This window comes from Arthrobacter sp. CJ23, assembly GCF_024741795.1.
Classification (GTDB): Bacteria; Actinomycetota; Actinomycetes; order Actinomycetales; family Micrococcaceae; genus Arthrobacter.
The window spans coordinates 2,581,671-2,597,632 of sequence record NZ_CP102950.1; the positions used below are offsets into that span (position 1 = coordinate 2,581,671).

The 15,962-nt window shown below is 66.5% G+C and carries 13 protein-coding genes; 3 read left to right on the forward strand and 10 right to left on the reverse strand.

The window, feature by feature from the left end; all coding sequences use genetic code 11:
- Window positions 1-9: 9 nt before the first annotated feature.
- The 3 genes from NVV90_RS11400 to hisS all read right to left on the reverse strand — a co-directional run bounded on the left by NVV90_RS11400 (window position 10) and on the right by hisS (window position 4,181).
- A complete protein-coding gene (locus tag NVV90_RS11400) occupies window positions 10-753 on the reverse strand; it encodes a GNAT family N-acetyltransferase (protein WP_258441147.1) in 744 nt (247 codons plus the stop codon).
- Window positions 754-901: 148 nt separating this feature from the next.
- The gene (gene aspS / locus NVV90_RS11405) at window positions 902-2,695 is read right to left on the reverse strand and encodes an aspartate--tRNA ligase (RefSeq protein WP_258437417.1); all 1,794 of its coding nucleotides are present in this window, start codon (window positions 2,693-2,695) and stop codon (window positions 902-904) included.
- A gap of 136 nt (window positions 2,696-2,831) precedes the next feature.
- The gene (gene hisS / locus NVV90_RS11410; RefSeq protein ID WP_258437418.1) at window positions 2,832-4,181 is read right to left on the reverse strand and encodes a histidine--tRNA ligase; all 1,350 of its coding nucleotides are present in this window, start codon (window positions 4,179-4,181) and stop codon (window positions 2,832-2,834) included.
- 204 nt (window positions 4,182-4,385) lie between these two features.
- Here hisS and NVV90_RS11415 point away from each other — a divergent pair, with 204 nt between their 5' ends.
- The 3 genes from NVV90_RS11415 (at window position 4,386) to NVV90_RS11425 (ending at window position 7,522) form a co-directional block, all read left to right on the forward strand.
- Window positions 4,386-5,180, forward strand: coding sequence for a peptidylprolyl isomerase (locus tag NVV90_RS11415; protein ID WP_258437419.1), 795 nt, complete (start codon window positions 4,386-4,388; stop codon window positions 5,178-5,180).
- 67 nt (window positions 5,181-5,247) lie between these two features.
- The gene (locus tag NVV90_RS11420; protein ID WP_258437420.1) at window positions 5,248-6,801 is read left to right on the forward strand and encodes a DUF349 domain-containing protein; all 1,554 of its coding nucleotides are present in this window, start codon (window positions 5,248-5,250) and stop codon (window positions 6,799-6,801) included.
- 127 nt (window positions 6,802-6,928) lie between these two features.
- Complete coding sequence (locus NVV90_RS11425) at window positions 6,929-7,522, forward strand: hypothetical protein (RefSeq protein ID WP_258437421.1); 594 nt, start codon at window positions 6,929-6,931, stop codon at window positions 7,520-7,522.
- Window positions 7,523-7,541: 19 nt separating this feature from the next.
- On the opposite strand, the gene NVV90_RS11430 is transcribed toward NVV90_RS11425, so the two are convergent.
- The 7 genes from NVV90_RS11430 to ruvC form a co-directional block, all read right to left on the reverse strand.
- Window positions 7,542-9,935 carry a bifunctional (p)ppGpp synthetase/guanosine-3',5'-bis(diphosphate) 3'-pyrophosphohydrolase gene (locus NVV90_RS11430; RefSeq protein ID WP_258437422.1) on the reverse strand — a complete coding sequence of 798 codons (2,394 nt, stop codon included), beginning with the start codon at window positions 9,933-9,935 and terminating at the stop codon, window positions 7,542-7,544.
- Between the two features lie 148 nt (window positions 9,936-10,083).
- Window positions 10,084-11,088 (reverse strand): protein translocase subunit SecF, encoded by a 1,005-nt coding sequence (gene secF / locus NVV90_RS11435; RefSeq protein WP_258437423.1) that lies wholly within the window; start codon window positions 11,086-11,088, stop codon window positions 10,084-10,086.
- Entirely contained in the window at window positions 11,088-12,830 is a 1,743-nt protein-coding gene (gene secD, locus NVV90_RS11440; protein ID WP_258437424.1) for a protein translocase subunit SecD, read from the reverse strand. The genes secF and secD overlap by 1 nt, the downstream gene beginning before the upstream one ends.
- A 113-nt stretch (window positions 12,831-12,943) precedes the next feature.
- The gene (yajC, locus tag NVV90_RS11445) at window positions 12,944-13,342 is read right to left on the reverse strand and encodes a preprotein translocase subunit YajC (RefSeq protein WP_258437425.1); all 399 of its coding nucleotides are present in this window, start codon (window positions 13,340-13,342) and stop codon (window positions 12,944-12,946) included.
- A gap of 186 nt (window positions 13,343-13,528) precedes the next feature.
- Entirely contained in the window at window positions 13,529-14,605 is a 1,077-nt protein-coding gene (ruvB, locus tag NVV90_RS11450) for a Holliday junction branch migration DNA helicase RuvB (RefSeq protein WP_258437426.1), read from the reverse strand.
- A complete protein-coding gene (gene ruvA / locus NVV90_RS11455; protein ID WP_258437427.1) occupies window positions 14,598-15,248 on the reverse strand; it encodes a Holliday junction branch migration protein RuvA in 651 nt (216 codons plus the stop codon). Before ruvA ends, ruvB begins: the two co-directional genes overlap by 8 nt.
- A gap of 102 nt (window positions 15,249-15,350) precedes the next feature.
- A complete protein-coding gene (gene ruvC / locus NVV90_RS11460) occupies window positions 15,351-15,929 on the reverse strand; it encodes a crossover junction endodeoxyribonuclease RuvC (RefSeq protein ID WP_258437428.1) in 579 nt (192 codons plus the stop codon).
- Between the last annotated feature and the right edge of the window lie 33 nt (window positions 15,930-15,962).

Below are 15,962 nucleotides of genomic sequence, written 5' to 3' on the forward strand. Positions count from 1 at the left end.
CCGCGTGGCTCAGCAGCCGCCGGGCGCCCGCTTCAAGGGCGCCTGGCGGTACAGATACCCTCCCTGCTCCGCGAAGCCCGCATTCCGGTAGAGCTCCTGGGCGCCCTGATTGGCCGCCGTGACGAGCAGCCAGAAGCCCTCAAGACCCCGCTTGGCACCGGCATTCAGTAACGCAGCCAGCACCCGGGTGCCATATCCGCGCCTGCGGTGCGCCGCGGACGTCGCCATGCTGTAGATGCCACCCCAGCCCTCTGCCCCGCCGTCGGGAACAGCGAGGCGTCCGACGGCGGCCGGGACGCCGTCGTCGTCCCTCAGCAGCGCGTACAGCGAGGGGCAAGCGGTGAGGATTTGGCGGGCCGTCCCACGTTCGGCGTCGCCGCCGCGCCCGTCCACGGACCACCACAAGTGCAGCCACTCCTCGGAGGGCTCTTCCGAAAGTTCGACGCCCGCTGGCCGGTTTTGCGGCAGGTCCTCTGCGCCGCGGACCATAACGAGGGTTTCGGACTGCCGGGTGAAGCGCTGGGCATCGAGCACTTCATTCAGCGCGGCACTGCGGTGGTGGTCGAAGACCTGGAAGATCAAGGGCAGGCGGCGGCTCCGGTACCACAGGGAGGCGGCCCGGATGGCTGCCTCGGGGTCCTCGGCCGGGTCCCTGGGCCACACCGAATTGGCCCGCTGGGTGACGCCGGCGGCGGCCCGCAGGACCCATGACCCGGTATCTTCCCGGTCAGGCGCAGGCCAGGCCTGGTCCATCAGCTGTTCGATCAGTTCCACGTCGATCGCGTGCGCCACGCATCCTCCTCGGGGTCAATCATCGGCGGGGCCAAACCCCGTCTTGGTACGCCGAAGGCCCCCGCCGGAACGGGGGCCTTCGGACAGTGCTGCTACTTGGACAATGCCGTTACTCGGACTTGGCTGCAGGCCCGGCCTGCGGCTTCGCCTCGGGCTTGAAGTCCACGCCGGCTTCCTTGCGCTGCTGCGCCGTGATCGGGGCAGGAGCTGCGGTCAGCGGGTCGTAGCCGCCACCGGACTTCGGGAAGGCGATGACGTCGCGGATCGAGTCCACGCCTGCGAGCAGGGCGACAACGCGGTCCCAGCCGAGGGCCATGCCGCCGTGCGGCGGGGCACCATACTTGAAGCCTTCAAGGAGGAAGCCGAACTTGGTGTCGGCGTCCTGCTTGTCGAGGCCCATGAGCTCGAAGACGCGTTCCTGGACATCGCGCTCGTGGATACGGATGGAGCCGCCGCCGATCTCGTTGCCGTTGCAGACGATGTCGTAGGCGTAGGACAGGGCGGACTCGGGGTCCTTGTCGAAGCTGTCCATGAACTCGGGCTTGGGCGAGGTGAAGGCGTGGTGGACTGCAGTCCACTGGCCGCCACCCACCGCGACGTCGCCGGAGGCAACGGCGGCGGCGGCCGGTTCGAACATGGGCGCGTCCACGATCCAGACGAAGGCCCAGTCCTTGGGGTCGATCAGGCCGGTGCGGTGGCCGATCTCTACGCGGGCTGCGCCCAGCAGGGCACGGGACGGGGACTTCTCGCCGGCGGCGAAGAAGATGCAGTCGCCCGGCTTGGCACCGACGGCGTCGGCCAGGCCGGCACGCTCTTCGTCCGTGAGGTTTTTGGCAACCGGACCGGCCAGTTCGCCGTCTTCCTTGAACAGCACGTAGGCCAGGCCCTTGGCGCCGCGTTGCTTGGCCCATTCCTGCCAGGCATCCAGCGCACGGCGGGCTTGTGAAGCACCGCCCGGCATGACCACGGCGCCTACGTAGGGAGCCTTGAAGACACCGAAGTTGGTGTCCTTGAAGAACTCGGTCAGCTCGGTGAGCTCCAGGCCGAAGCGCAGGTCCGGCTTGTCCGAACCGTACTTGGCCATGGCGTCGAGGTACGTCATGCGGCGGATCGGCGTCGGGATCTCGACGTCGATCAGCTGCCAAAGTACCTTGACGATTGCCTCGCCGAGCTCGATGACGTCGTCCTGGTCAACGAAGCTTGCTTCGATGTCCAGCTGGGTGAATTCCGGCTGGCGGTCCGCGCGGAAGTCTTCATCGCGGTAGCAGCGGGCGATCTGGTAGTACTTCTCGAAGCCGCCCACCTGCAGCAGCTGCTTGAAGAGCTGCGGGGACTGCGGGAGTGCGTACCAGGAGCCCGGTGCCAGGCGTGCCGGGACCACGAAGTCGCGGGCGCCTTCCGGGGTGGAGCGGGTCAGCGTGGGGGTTTCGATTTCCACGTAGCCGCGCTGGTGCAGAAGCTCGCGGGCCACGCGGTTGGCTTCGGAGCGCAGGCGCAGGTTGCGGGCGGGGCCCGGGCGGCGCAGGTCCAGGTAGCGGTGCTTGAGGCGGGCTTCCTCGCCTACTTCGACGTGCTCGTCGATCTGGAACGGCAGCGGGTCCGAGGTGTTGAGGATCACTACCTTCTCGGCGATGACTTCGATCTCGCCGGTGGCGAGGGCGGGGTTCTCGTTGCCTTCGGGACGCTTGCTGACGGTGCCCGTCACCTGCAGCACGTATTCGTTCCGCAGGCCGTGGAAGACCTCTTCCTCACGGACAACCACCTGGGAGACACCGGAGGCGTCACGCAGGTCAACGAATGCGACACCACCGTGATCGCGGCGGCGGCCCACCCAGCCGGCCAGGGTAACGGTCTGTCCAATGTGCTCGGAACGAAGTGATCCGAGGTCATGTGTGCGCAGCACAGCATTCCTTTCAGCATGAAGTTTCAGGGGACCATTGCAAAAAACGATCCCGTCCGAGTTTACCCGCCCCTGCAGCGGCTCCCCGCCACTGGACGGGTCCGCGCCGCTGCAGGACCGGGCTGGCCCGGGTGGCACCTCAGGCCGTGGTGACGCGGACGTGCAGGTCTTCCGCGGACGGTGTCCAGCTGGCCGGGTCGGCGTCCACCTGCTCACCGGAGCGGATGTCCTTGACCTGGTGCTTGCCGTCGTCGTCGGTGAACCAGACGAAGGGGATGCCGCGGCGGTCGGCGAACTTGATTTGCTTGCCGAACTTTTCGGCCTTGGCAGCGACTTCGGTGGCGATGCCGCGCCCGCGCAGCTGCGCGGCGACGTCCTGGGCCGCGGACCAGCTGTCGTCGTTGTTCAATGCCACGAGCACTGCCGTGGGTACCGAGCGGGAAGCCGTGGCGAATTCCTGGCTGAGGATGCGCGAGACCAGGCGGGTGACACCGATGGACAGGCCGACGCCCGGGAACTTGCGGTTGCCCTTGCTGGCCAGGGCGTCGTAGCGGCCGCCGGAGCAGATGGAACCGAGCTGCTCGTGGCCCACCAGGACAGTTTCGACGACGGTGCCCGTGTAGTAGTCCAGGCCGCGGGCGATGCTGAGGTCTGCAATGACCTTGCCCGGGGCGCGCTGCACGGCGGCTTCGATGACCTGTTCGAGTTCGCTGAGGCCTTCTTCCAGGAGTTCGTCGTTGACGCCCAGGGCGCGGACCTGGGCCACGAAGGAGGTGTCCTCGGTGCGGATGCCTGCCAGCTGGAGGGCCAGGGCGGCCTGTTCGTCGCTGGCGCCGAGCTCGCTCTTGAGCAGTTCGGCGACCTTCGCGGCGCCGATCTTCTCGAGCTTGTCGATGCTGCGCAGGACCCCTGCCGTGTCCGTCAGGCCGATGCCCCTGTAGAAGCCTTCGGCGAGCTTGCGGTTATTGATCCGCAGGCGGAAGTCCGGGATGGGCAGTGCGCTGAGGGCTTCGGCGATGACAAGCGCGATCTCGACGTCGTAGCGGAACGGCAGTTCGCCGTCGCCCACCACGTCGATGTCCGCCTGCGTGAATTCCCGGGCACGGCCCTCCTGCGGGCGCTCACCACGCCAAACCTTCTGGATCTGGTACCGACGGAACGGGAAGGCAAGGTAGCCGGCGTTTTCGACGACGTACCGGGCAAAAGGCACGGTCAGGTCGAAGTGCAGCGCCAAGGCGTGGGGATCGTGCTTGTCTAACGTGCTGGCGTCCGGGGCCTCGTCATCCTGGAGGCGGCTCAGGCCGTAGACCTCTTTATCGATTTCGCCCTTGCGCAGGAGCTGGCCGACGGTTTCCACGGCACGCGTTTCAATCGAGGAGAACCCGTGCAGCTCAAAGGTCTTCCGCAGCGTGTCCAGCACGTGCAGCTCCACCAACCGTTCCTGGGGAAGCCACTCGGGGAATCCGGACAAGGAGGCGGTACGTGCCATGGTGGAATTTTCTCCTCAAGATTGCGCGGCCCGGACAAATCGCGCCGCGCTCGACGCCGGGGGCGTTTGTGGGCGGGCGTCCAGCCAGTCATGCATAAACTATGTGCGGCAGCCAGTTTATGCTTTCGGCGCGTGCACATCTAATGGGCCGTGCCCGCGTTCTGCTGCCGGCGATGGAATACGTCCACACAATCAGGAGGACTCTTGGCAACAAGGTCGCGGGATGACCGCGAAGCCAGACGGCGCATCCGGCAGATGGAGGCCAAGCGCGAACTGCGGCAGGAACAGGGGAAACGGCGCCGCCGTGACAACACCCTGGCAGTCGGTGCCGGCACCCTTGCTGTTGTTCTCGCCGTCATCCTGCAGCTGGCAGTCTTCAGTTCCAACCCCACGGAGGAGGAGTTCGCCGCGGCCGAGGCGGGACTGACCTCGCCGTCGCCGTCGCCGTCGCCCTCCAACGGACCGGACATTCCCAAGCCGGAAACCGCGGCAGGAAAGACCTTCACCGGCGAGCTCAAGCTCAACGGCAGCGTTGTGGGTGTCGAACTTGACGGAAATACGGCCCCCCAGGCGGCGGCCGTCTACAAATCGCTCAGCGACGCCGGCTACTACAACGGGGCCAGCTGCCACAGGTTGACCACCGGGGATACCTTCGCCCTGCTGCAGTGCGGGGCCAAGACCCCGGACGGTTCGGACGATCCTGCCTACCGCTGGGGACCGCTGGAAAACACCCCGGCGGACAACAAATACGTGGCCGGAACCATCGCCGTGGCGCGCACCTCCGGGAATGCCTACGGCAACGGCCACCAGTTCTTCATTGTCTACAAGGACACGGAAATCCCGGCCGACCAGGCCGGCGGCTACTCCGTGGTCGGCAAGGTCACCACCGGGCTGGACGTCATTACCACCATCGCGGCGGCAGGCATCACTCCCGGCAGCAGCCCTTCCGACGGCACCCCTGTGGCAGCTGTCACGATAGACTCGTTCTCTCTGAAGTAACTTGCTCCGGACCCACGGTCCGCGGCGCATTACCTTAGCAGTCCCTCCAAGCGAAAGACTTTTAGCGGTGACAGACAGTCAGAAATCCGACGAAACAGCAGTAGTGGCCAACGATGAGGCAGTCGAGGCTCCCGAGGCGGCAACGCCCGAGGCCCCGGCAGCGGCTCCCGAGGAAGACGGCGCAGGCACGGAAGCGCCGGCAGAAGCCCCGGTGGAAACCCCGATGGCAGAGCCCGCCGCGGCTCCGGAGGAAAGCCCCGCGACTCCTGCCACGCCGCGACCGGCAGCCCCCTCCCCTTCGGCCTTCGCCGCCCGGCCCAAGGCCGCAGCAGGCGTTGTTCCCGCCGCCCCGGCAGTGTCGGCGGCGTCGCTGGCCGAGGCCGCCAAGTGGGGACGCGCCGAAGGTGACGGGCACGTCTTCCTGACGATCGACGGCGCCGAGCAGCCCGTGGGCCAGTACCCCGGGGTCAGCCCCGAGGAAGCCCTGGGCTACTTCGCCCGAAAGTTCGACGACGTCATCGCCCAGGTTGTCCTCATGGAACACCGCGTGGAGTCCAAGGCTCCTGCGACCGACATGCAGAAGACCGTGGCCCATCTGCGCGAGCAGCTTGGCGAGGGCAACATGGTGGGCGACATCCGCTCCGCCGAAGCCCGCCTTGAGTCGCTCTCCGTCCGGATTGCCGAGCTGGAGAAATCCGAGAAGGCTGCCCACGACGCCGTCCGCGCCACCGAGCTGGCAGCACGCGAGGCAATCGTGGCGGAGGCTGAAACCATCTCCGCGCAGGATCCTTCCCAGATCCAGTGGAAGACCTCCAGCGCGCGGATGAACGAGCTCTTCGAGACCTGGAAGGTCGCCCAGAAGAGCGGCATCCGCCTGGGCCGCAGCAACGAGGACGCCCTGTGGAAGCGGTTCCGTTCCGCACGGACCGTGTTCGACCGGCACCGCCGCGCCTATTTCTCCCAGCTGGACAGCACCAACTCGGCTGCGAAGTCGGCCAAGGAGAGCCTCATCGCCGAGGCCGAGGCACTCTCGTCCTCCACCGACTGGGGCTACGCGGCCGGCGAATACCGCCGCCTCATGGACCAGTGGAAGGCCACTCCGCGCGCCAGCCGCAAGGATGACGATGCCCTGTGGACCCGGTTCCGCGCCGCCCAGGACGTTTTCTTCAGCAACCGCCAGGCTGCCAATGACGAGATCGACCAGCAGTACACGGTCAACCTTTCCGTCAAGGAACAGCTCGTGGTTGAGGCCCAGGCCCTGCTGCCGATCACGGACCTCAACGCCGCCAAGAAGGCCCTGCAGTCCATCCGCGACCGCTGGGAAGAAGCCGGCAAGGTCCCGCGCGCAGACATGGGACGCATCGAGGCCGGGCTGCGCAAAGTGGAGGACGCCGTGCGCGAGGCCGAGGACGACAAGTGGCGCCGGAGCAACCCGGAGACCAAGGCTCGCACCAACAGCGCCCTGTCACAGCTGGAATCCGCCATTGCCGGGCTCCGGGAGGACCTGGAGAAGGCCGAAAAAGCCGGCGACCAGCGCCGCATCAAGGCAGCCCGCGAAGCTCTCGAAGCCCGCGAGTCCTGGCTCGACCAGATCCAGCGTTCGGCCAGCGACCTCGCCTAGGCCGGAGCACCCGCCGCCGAAGGCATTCTTCTGAGGCGTTGCTCTTCACATACAGGCTCCGTCCCGGTTATCCACATAACCGGGACGGAGCCTGTACTCGTTGGGGAGGGCAGGAAAAGATGGCTGAATGGTCAACGAGTCCGCGTCTCCGCATCAGCAGGAAGCCCAGTGCCTGGAGCTCTACGCTCCGAGCCCGCTGTTCAGCTGGGCTGAGCTGCAGTCGATGGCCGCCGACGGCGTGCTGCAGCCCCTGTACGGCCGCAGTTTCACGGCCCCGGGTGTCAGCGTGACGCCGCGGCTGCGTGCCCGCGCAGCGGCCCTGACGGTGCCGGAGAAGATCCGGACCAAGGTGGTGGCCGGCCGCATGACGGCGGCATGGATCTACGGCTGCGGCGAGCCGCCGGAGCGGCTGTCCCTGCTGGTGGACGCCGGGCACCGGATCTCCAGCCTGCGCTCCACGCGCGGCTGTATGCTCCATGAGGTCAAGCTCGGCAAGTTCGACGTCGTGAGCATGGGCGGGATGCTCGTCACCAGCCCGCTGCGCACGGCCGTGGACGTGGCCCTGCACGTGGAGGCCGAACGCGCCCTGCCCGTGCTGAGGCTGCTGCTGGCGCACGAAGACCTGGGCGTGCGGCTGCGCCTGGTGATGCTGGCCGTTGAGGCCTCCCCCAGGGTGCCGCACAAGAAGGCGGCCCTGGCCAAGCTGGAAGTCCTCGCCTGATATGCGTGCCGCCGCGTGCCTAGCCGCGCCGGCGGTTCCCCGTGGTGCGGTAGACGTCGAACACGCCGTCGATCCTGCGGACCGCGCTGAGCACGTGGTGCAGGTACTTGGGGTCTCCCATTTCAAACGCAAACTTGGAGATCGCCACGCGGTCGCTGGAGGTGTGCACCGAGGCGGCCAGGATGTTGACGTGGTTTTCGGACAGCACGCGGGTGACGTCCGAAAGCAGCGACTTCCGGTCCAGGGCTTCCACCTGGATCTCCACCAGGAAGACACTGGACTGCGTGGGCGCCCATTCGACTTCCACGATCCTGTCCGGCTGGTCGCGCAGTTCGGAAACGTTGGTGCAGTCCGTACGGTGCACCGACACCCCGGAGCCACGCGTCACGAAGCCCAGGATCGGGTCCGGCGGTACGGGCGTGCAACAGCGGGCCAGCTTCACCCACACGTCGTCCACGCCGCGGACCACCACGCCGGAATCGGCGAACTTGGACTTCGCCACCTGGGTGGGGATGCTGACCTCGTCCAGGTCCTCGTCCGGCGTCTCATTGCCGCCGAGATGCTCAACGAGCTTCTCCATGACGGACTGCACGGAGGTGTGGTTGTCTCCCACGCCGGCGTAGAGCCCGGAAATGTCGACGTAGTGGAAATCCTCCGCCACCTTGGACAGGGCGTCATGGGTCATGAGCTTCTGCAAGGGGAGGTTGTGCTTGCGCATCCCGCGCGTGAGCATTTCCTTGCCGCGGTCGATGGCTTCCTCGCGGCGTTCCTTGCTGAACCACTGCCGGATCTTGTTGCGCGCACGCGCGGACTTGACGAAGTGCTGCCAGTCCTGGCTGGGACCGGCACCTTCGGCCTTGGACGTGAAGATCTCCACCCAGTCGCCGTGGTTGAGTTCGCTGTTGAGCGGGACCAGCTTGCCGTTGACCCGGGCACCGATGGTCCGGTGGCCCACTTCGGTGTGGACGGCGTAGGCGAAGTCCACGGGGGTCGATCCCGCGGGCAGGGCCATGACCTCGCCCTTGGGGGTGAACACGAACACCTCGCGGGCGTTGATCTCGTAGCGGAGCGAATCCAGGAACTCCCCCGGATCGGAGGTTTCCTGCTGCCAGTCCACCAAGGAACGCAGCCAGCCCATGTCGCCGTCGCGCGGGCTGCCGGGGCCCACCGCGGTGCGGTTCGGCTGGTCCTTGTACTTCCAGTGCGCCGCCACACCGTATTCGGCACGGCGGTGCATCTCGTGGGTGCGGATCTGGATCTCCACGGGCTTGCCGCCCGGGCCGATGACCGTGGTGTGCAGGGACTGGTACATGTTGAACTTCGGCATGGCGATGTAGTCCTTGAACCGCCCGGGCAGGGGGTTCCACCGCGAATGCAGGGTGCCGAGAGCCGCGTAGCAGTCGCGGACCGAATCCACCAGGACACGGACGCCCATGAGGTCGTTGATGTCGTCGAAGTCCTTGTCCCGGACGATCATCTTCTGGTAGATCGAGTAGTAGTGCTTGGGACGGCCCGTGATGGTGGCCTTGATGCGGGAGGTGCGCAGGTCGTCGGCGATTTGGTTGCGGATGACGCTGAGGCTCTTTTCGCGCTCCGGCGTCCGGTCCCCCACCATGCGGACGATTTCCTCGTACACCTTGGGGTACAGGGCCGCGAAGGAGAGGTCCTCGAGCTCCCACTTGACGGTGTTCATGCCGAGGCGGTGGGCCAGCGGCGCGAAGATCTCCAGGGTTTCGCGGGCCTTGCGGGACGAGGACTCGGCCGAAACGAAGCGCCAGGTGCGCGCGTTGTGGAGACGGTCCGCGAGCTTGATCATCAGCACACGGATGTCCTTGGCCATGGCCACGACCATCTTGCGCACGGTCTCGGACTGCGCTGCCTCGCCGAAGCTGACCTTGTCCAGTTTGGTGACGCCGTCCACCAGCATGGCCACTTCCGGGCCGAAGTCCGCCGTCAGGTCGGCCAGGGTGTACGGCGTGTCCTCGACGGTGTCGTGCAACAGCGCCGCGGCCAGGGTGGTGCCCGTCATGCCCAGTTCCGCCAGAATGGTGGCGACGGCGACGGGGTGCGTGATGTAGGGATCGCCGCTCTTGCGCTTCTGCCCCTGGTGGCTGCGTTCGGCAACGGTGAATGCCCGCTGGATCAGGTCCAGGTCTTCCCGGGGGTTGTTGGCGCGCACCGTGCGCAGCAGCGGCTCCAGGATCGGTGAGTAGGGTGCCACGCCGCGGCCGGTGAGCCTGGCAAGCCGCGAACGCGTGCGCTCGCGGCGTCCGGGGAAGGTGGGACGCACGCCGGGAGTATCCAGGGGCACCGCGCCGGAAGCGCGGCCCATCTCAGCAGATCCCGGACCGGGTACACCGCTGTAACTGTCGTCCCCGCCCGCCGGCGGCGCCGACGTCGTACGTTCTTCCACAGAAGCACCCCTCACGACTGATTTAATTCTTCCAGTCTATTCCCGCAGGTTAACACTCCAACAACCGGACAGCACCATGACGAACTCGCCAATAGCAAGGGCCGGCCCCGCCGTTGTGGCGGGACCGGCCCTTGCGTTGTGGTGTCAGCTAGACGGTGGCTGCCTCGGAGGCAGCATCCGCACGGCGCTGGGCCACCTTTTTGGCCTGCTTGACCAGCTCCGGCTCGCCCTGGCGGAGCCAGGCATAGAGCGGGGCCGCGATGAAGATCGTGGCGGCGGTGCCGATCAGGATGCCGACAAACAGGGCCAGCGAGAGGTCGCGCAGGGTTCCGGCGCCCAGGAGTCCGGCACCGATGAAGAGGATTGCGGCAACCGGCAGGACGGCAACCATCATGGTGTTGATGGACCGGACCAGGGTCTGGTTGACGGCGAGGTTGACCTCTTCGGCGAACGTGCGCCGGCTGGAGGTGGTGATGTCCGCGGTGTTCTCGCGGATCTTGTCGAAGACCACCACCGTGTCGTACAGCGAGTAGCTGAGCACGGTCAGGAAGCCGATGATCGCAGACGGCGTCACTTCGAAATCGCTGAGGGCGTAGACGCCCGCCGTGGTGAACATCGTGACGAGCATGCCCGCGAGGGCTGACAGCGACATCTTCCAGGTCCGGAAGTAGAGCGCCATGAGCACGGCGGCAAGGCCCACGAAGACCACCAGGCCGATCAGTGCCTGCTTGGTCACGTCCTGTCCCCAGGTGGGGCCGACGAATGTGGAGGTGACCTCGTTCTCAGTGACGCCGTAGGCGCTGGTGAGGCCTTCCTTGACCCGGATGGTCTCGTCCTCGCTCAGCTTGTCCGTCTGGATGCGCATGGTGGTGCCGGCCACGTTGGCAACGCGCGGTACAGCCCCGGCAACCACGTCGTGGACCGCCTTTTCACCGAGGGCAGCGGAGGTGGTCTTCACGTTGGAGACCGTGAATTCCGAGCCGCCGCGGAACTCGATTCCCAGGTTGAAGCCGCCCTTGGCGGCCGGAATCAGGATGGACAGGGCCACGGCCACGGCCGCGATGATGAACCAGATCTTCTTGGCGGCAACAAAGTTGTACGAGCGCTTGCCCGTGTAGAGCTCATTGCCGAAGGTTGCGAAGCTCGATGTCATTACTTCTCCTCCTTGGTGCCGTTGGAAGAGCCAGTCAGCTGGCCCTGCTTTTCGGCAAGGCGCCGTTCGGCAATGGTCATGCGGCGTTCTGCCTCGGCCACGGCGCCGGTGTTGCGGGCGCGGACCACGGCGGGCTTCTCCGTAGGCGTGCGGAGCCGGCCGGCGCCGCGGTACAGGGGCACGGCGCCCAGGCGGTCCGGCGAAAGGCCGGAGAACCGGTGGCCCTCGCCGAAGAACTTGGTACGGGCAAGCAGCTGCAGAACCGGGTGGGTGAAGATGAACACGACCAGAAGGTCGGCCACGGCCGTCAGGCCCAGCGTAAACGCGAAGCCTCGAACGTTGCCCACGGCCACGAAGTACAGCACCAGGGCCGCCAGCAGGTTGACGGCCTTGGAGGCAAGAACAGTGCGCTTGGCGCGCTTCCAGCCGTTCTCGACGGCGGACACCAGGCCACGGCCCTCACGCAGTTCGTCGCGGATGCGTTCGAAGTAGACGATGAAGGAGTCGGCAGTCTGGCCGATGGCCACGATCAGGCCGGCGACACCGGCCAGGGAGAGGCGGTAGTTCTCTGTCCAGCCAAGGATGGCGATGGCCAGGTAGGTCAGGGCACCTGCCACCACCAGGGAGGCAATGGTGACGAAGCCCAGGGCCCGGTACTGGAACAGCGAGTAGACAACCACCAGCAGGAGGCCGATCAGGCCGGCCAGCAGGCCGAGGCGGAGCTGTTCGCCACCGAGTGTGGCCGAAATCTGCTGCTCGGACTGGATTTCAAAGCTGATGGGCAGCGCACCATAGCGGAGCTGGTCGGAGAGCGCCTTGGCCGATGCCTGCGTGAAGTTGCCCGTGATCTGCGGACGGCCGTCGGTGATGACAGCAAGGGAACGCGGCGCCGAAATGACCTTGTCGTCCAGGACGATGGCGAACTGCGACTTGGGGTCATTGCCGCTCTCGCCGCCGGCGGCGATGTAGAACTGGTTCAGGCGCTCGGTGACAGCTTTGAACTTGGCAGCGGCATCGCCGTTGAACACGATGTTGACGCCCCAGGAGTTGGTGACCGAGCCCTGGGCTCCCTGGACCTGGCTGAAGGAAGAGTCAGTGATGTCCTGGCCCTTGACCTCAACGGGACCCAGGATGTATTTCAGGCCGGTGGAGGGCTCGCAGGTCACCAGTGGCTTGGCCGGGTCGGAGCGTTGCTGCTTGTCCGTTGCAGGGTTCACGCAGTCCAAGGCTTCGAAGGTCTTCACGACGTCGGCGGTGACCCAGTTGGAGTCGCTCGCGTTGGCGGGCGCTGCGGCGGGCTTGGGCAGCTGGTCCTCCGGAGTGCGGGACTCAACGGGAACGGGATTGCCGTCACCGACGGCAATGACCGGACGGAAGTTCATGTCCGCCGAGGCCTGGATCAGCGCGCGGGTTTCCTTGGAAGGGGTTCCCGGGAGGCTGACCACCACGTTGCGGCCGGACTGGGTGCTGATTTCGGCTTCGGCAACACCGGAACCGTCCACGCGCTGGCGGATGATGGCGACAGCCTGGTTGAGCTGCTCCTCATTGATGTCCCCCGAGCCCTCAACCTTGGGCGCCAGGATCATCTGGGTGCCGCCTTCAAGGTCCAGGGCCAGCTTGGGCGCCCAGCTCGCGTGACCCGAGATGACGCCGCCGCCGAGGACTGCTGTCAATACAACGAAAATTGCTCCAAGCCAAGTCAGCACCCTGCGGGCTGAGTTTTTGGGGCCGGTCCGTGCCATTATCGATCTTCCTGTTGATGCCGGAACAGCCGCCGGCGGGCGCTGGTAAGCGCCTGCCGGCGGCGGTCCGCTGCCGGAGAGGTTGTCCGCGCGGTGTTCCCGCGGCTTACGGTCTAGCTGTCCTTCTTGTCCTCGCCGTTGAGGCGCGCAATGGTCTCGTCCGGGGTCTCGGAGGAGGCAGGCGTTTCAGTGCCGGCCGGAGCCTCGGCCTCGGCAGCCGTGAGGGAGGACGCGTCGTCCGGAACCACCGGGGCGGCCTCGGTGGGCTCGATGATCTTGGTCACGGCCTGGCGGTGCACGGTGGCCTCGGTGCCGGGAGACAGCTCGAGAACGACCTTATTCTCGGCCTCGTCCATCGAGACGATACGTCCGAACAGCCCGAAGCTGGTCATGACGTCCACTCCGGGGGCAAACTTGGACTGCAGCGTTGCCTGCTGCTGCTGGGTCTTCTTGTTGCGGCGGAACATCATGAAGACAAAAAGTCCAAGCATGACGAACAGCAGTATGGTCATTGGATCCACAGGGAAGTTCCGTTCTGTACTTACGTTTCTGGTCCACGGCATCGTCCCGGCGGACCCTGCGGCTGTGAGGCGTTGCCCGCCGGCCGCGTGCTGCTCCGCGGTGGCGGCGCACAGATCCAAGGACTCGGACGTGCCGAGCGTCATACCAGTCTAGAGGGAAAAGCTGAACGCAAGGTGTTATCGGCCGGTGTCGGCTGTTTCGGCGTCCGTTTCTTCTTCCCCGAAGAGAGCCAGCGCCTCCTGGCCGAAAACGCCGGCCGGCACGGCATAGCCGAGGTGCGTCCAAGCCGGGGCCATGGCAATCCGCCCCCGCGGGGTCCGGCCAAGGAGCCCTTCCCGGACAAGGTAGGGCTCGGCGACGGTTTCCACCGTTTCGGGCTCCTCGCCGACGGCGATCGCCAGGGTGGACAGGCCCACGGGCCCACCGTTGAACTTGGTGATCAGTGCTTCCAGGACGGAGCGGTCCAGTCGGTCAAGTCCCCGTTTGTCGACCTCGTACATGTCCAGCGCTGCGGACGCCGAATGGGCGTCGATCTGCTCTATGCCATGCACCAGCGCCCAGTCCCGGACGCGCCGCAGCAGGCGGTTCGCGATGCGGGGCGTCCCCCTGGAGCGGCCCGCAATTTCGCTGAACCCCGCAGAGTTGACCTTCAGGTCCAGCAGGCCTGCCGATCGACGGAGCACCAGCTCCAGTTCCGCGACGGAATAGAACTCGAGGTGGCCGGTGAACCCGAAGCGGTCGCGCAGCGGACCGGGAAGGAGCCCCGCCCGGGTGGTGGCCCCAACCAGGGTAAACGGGGGAAGTTCCAGCGGGATGGCGGTGGCGCCGGCGCCCTTGCCCACCACGATGTCCACACGGAAGTCTTCCATGGCCATGTAGAGCATTTCCTCGGCGGGCCGGGACATCCGGTGGATCTCGTCCAGGAAGAGCACCTCCCCCTCCGAAAGCGAGGACAGGATGGCGGCCAGGTCACCGGCATGCTGGATGGCCGGGCCGCTGCTGATGCGCAGCGGCGCATTCATTTCGGAGGCAACGATCATGGCGAGCGTGGTCTTGCCCAGGCCCGGAGGCCCGGAAAACAGCACGTGGTCCGCGCTGCGCCCGCGCATGCGTGATGCCTCGAGAACCAGGGAGAGCTGCTTGCGGACGCGGTGCTGGCCCACGAAGTCGTGCAGGTTCTTGGGCCGCAGGGCCGCCTCGATGGCGCGCTCCTCCGGCTCTTCTCCCCCGGCGACAAGGGACGGCTCAGCCACGGCTGCCTACCCGGTTCCCTGCGCGGGCACCGTCCTGGCCCAGCCAGCGGAGGGTGGCACGCAGGATCTGGGCAACATTGCCCTCCTCGGCCAGCCCGGGGGAATCCGTCAGCGCCTTGTCGATGCTGCCGGTGGCATCCTTCTCGGACCAGCCCAGGCTGGTCATTGCGGCGACCACCTGCGGTTTCCAGACCGTCTCGGCAGAGGGCGCCGGAGTAGAGGAGGTGACGGTTCCCGTGCCGTGCGGCACGAGCTTGCCGGCGAGTTCGAGCACGATGCGGCCCGCCACCTTGGGGCCGATGCCCGGAACCTTGGTGAAGGTCTTGCTGTCACCGGTGTGGGCGGCCACACGGATGGCTTCGGGTTCGTGGACGGCCAGCACGGCAAGTGCCAGGCGCGGCCCCACCCCGCTCACACTGAGCAGGACATCGAAAACTTCACGTTCGTCGTCGTCGGCAAAGCCGAAAAGGGTCAGCGAGTCTTCCCGGACGATCAGGGAGGTGAAGAGCTTCGCCTCCTCGCCAAGTTTCAGGTGGCCCAGGGTCTGCGGCGTCGCGAAGACGCTCATTCCGGCGCCGTTGAGGTCGATGACAGCCGTTGAAAGACCGACGTGCGCCACGGTTCCGCGGAGAAAACTGATCAAGACCCGGCTCCTGAAGTACCGTCCGTCCCCCGGCAAACAGGAAGCAGCAGGGGCGGACTATCCGAACATATCTACGAACAGAGTAGCAAGAGCGCGGAAGCTTCAGCGTCCACGGCGCGCCTTCGCCTCTGCTTCGGCCCAGGCCCGTTGCGCCGGGGTCAGGGAGTCCTTGCCGTTGCCGGTTGCGGACGCGGCGGCACCGCTGCCGGCACGCCAGGCATGGGTCAAGGCCAGGGCGAGGGCGTCTGCGGCGTCGGCGGGCTTGGGTGGGGCATCGAGGCGCAGGATCTTGGTGACCAGTTTGGTCACGGCATCCTTGTTGGCCGATCCGCTGCCGGTCACGGCCGCCTTGACTTCCGACGGCGTGTGCAGCGCCACCGGGATGCCGCGGCGCGCTGCCGCCGCGATGACCACGCCGGAGGCCTGGGCCACGCCCATGACGGTGCTGACGTTCATCTGCGAGAAGACGCGTTCGACGGCGACGACGTCCGGTTTGTGGCGCTCCAGCCATTCATCGATGGTCTCGGCAATGACCAGAAGACGCTTGTCCAGGGTCTGCTCGGGCGAGGTGCCCACCACGCCCACGGCAACCATGGTGGCGCGGCGGTTCCGCTCAACGTCCACCACACCGATGCCGCAACGGGTGAGGCCCGGATCGACTCCCAATACGCGAAGAGTCAAGTCCGGGCCTCCCTGTAAGTTGCCAAAATGAGC